2 pseudogenes are annotated in these 1,616 nt (G+C 53.2%); both read right to left on the bottom strand.

The annotated features are described in order from the left end of the window. Positions 1-667 (bottom strand): annotated as a pseudogene (gene dnaE, locus QZL66_RS08510) (DNA polymerase III subunit alpha); the annotation flags it as partial. Between the two features lie 692 nt (positions 668-1,359). Beyond that, positions 1,360-1,616: pseudogene (locus tag QZL66_RS08505) on the bottom strand (hypothetical protein); the annotation flags it as partial.

Genomic DNA, 1,616 nt, shown 5'->3' with positions numbered 1-1,616 from the left:
TGGAAGAGCGTGGTCCGGGGCGATAGAGCGACAGTGCAATGGTCAAGTCCACCAAATTTTGCGGACGGAGCCGTTTGAGGATGCTGCGCATTCCTGCGCTTTCGAACTGGAATACCCCAGTCGTGTCCCCTTTTGACATCATAGCATAGACAGCGCTGTCGTGCAGGGAAATCTTGTCCAGTGAAAATGCCGGCTGCTGCTTTTGGATGGAAAGCACACAGTCGTGGATGATGGAGAGATTTCGCAGACCCAGAAAATCGAACTTGAGCAGTCCCAGTTTTTCCAGGACTTTCATGGGATACTGCGTGATGACGATGTTGTCATTTTTTTGCAGCGGTACCAGCTCCACGATGGGAAACGCAGAGATCAGCACACCAGCAGCGTGGGTGGAAGCGTGCCGCGGCATACCCTCCAGCTGCATTGCCATGTCCAGCAGCTGATGCGCAGACGAATCCGTTTCATAGAGTTTGCGCAGCTCTGCACCATCTTCTTTTTCCGCCATTGCCTCGGCAATGGTGTTTCGTGGGTCAATGTGCTTGGTAATCTGATCGCACAGGGCATAGGGAACGCCCAGCGCACGTCCGGTGTCCTTTACCGCAGCACGTGCTTTGAGAAAGTCGAACGTGATGATCTCAGAGACACGATCGGCACCGTATTTGGAAACCACATATTCCTTTACTTTTTGGCGGCCTTCTACGCCAAAATATCGTGATAGGTAAGAGTTTGGAGCAGGAATTTCCCTGCCTCTCCGTCTTTTCCCCCACGCCACACCGTGCGTGCGGCTTTCACCGCACACGGCGTTCCATCGGAATGCACCATCCCGACTGGTGGCTGTTGCTCCGCTCCCATTACAGGAGTTTCCACGCTCGTGCCACCGCTTTCACGGCAGATGAAGGAGGCTTATTTTCTTCGTCCCCCAAACAGATATCCGCTCTGCCGCTTCCGACGTTCCGCTGTCCCTATCTTCTCTTATTCACACGTAGACCCCCGCTATTACCATGCAGTTCCTCCGCCGCCTGTAACGGCGCAGGGCATTTCATAACATCGTGTTTACTCCGCCCCAAAATGCATGGCATTTCATTCGCAGGTTCGTCAGTGCTTAATGCACATTCTGATCCTATGTGATTTCAGCACCTCGAAAGGCGCAAAGACCTCCGAAGTATCATCCGCCGACTTGGGCGAACTTCCTCCGACTCCAGCGGGCTTCACACCGCCAACCGGCAGCATGCCGCAGTTTCAGGTGGCCATTTCCGGACGTTACTCCATCATTCTGACCATCGGGACAGCAGTTCTCCGTTTTCAGACTGCTATGTATTCTGAAAACGTGTCCTGCCTTTTCAACAGAAAACGTCTCGCACCAATGTCAAAATCCGGCATGCTTCCACGCTCCGGATTGAGAAAGCGTTCAAAAAGTAAGTGATACGGAAGCGGGTCGATTTGCGTAATGCCCATACAATAGGCACAGATGCTCCCCGCACCGGAACCTCTTCCCGGCCCCACGGGGATGCCCTGCTTCCGTGCGTATGTGATATAATCCCAGACGATCAGGAAATAATCCACGTAGCCCATCTCCTGAATCACTGCGATTTCCTTTTTCATGCGTGCCACGGCTTCTT

The organism is Ruminococcus sp. CAG:330 (assembly GCF_000437175.1).
GTDB lineage: Bacteria > Bacillota > Clostridia > Oscillospirales > Ruminococcaceae > Ruminococcus_C.
The sequence above is the reverse complement of the archived record's forward strand: the minus strand, read 5'-3'. Positions and strand labels throughout refer to the sequence as shown.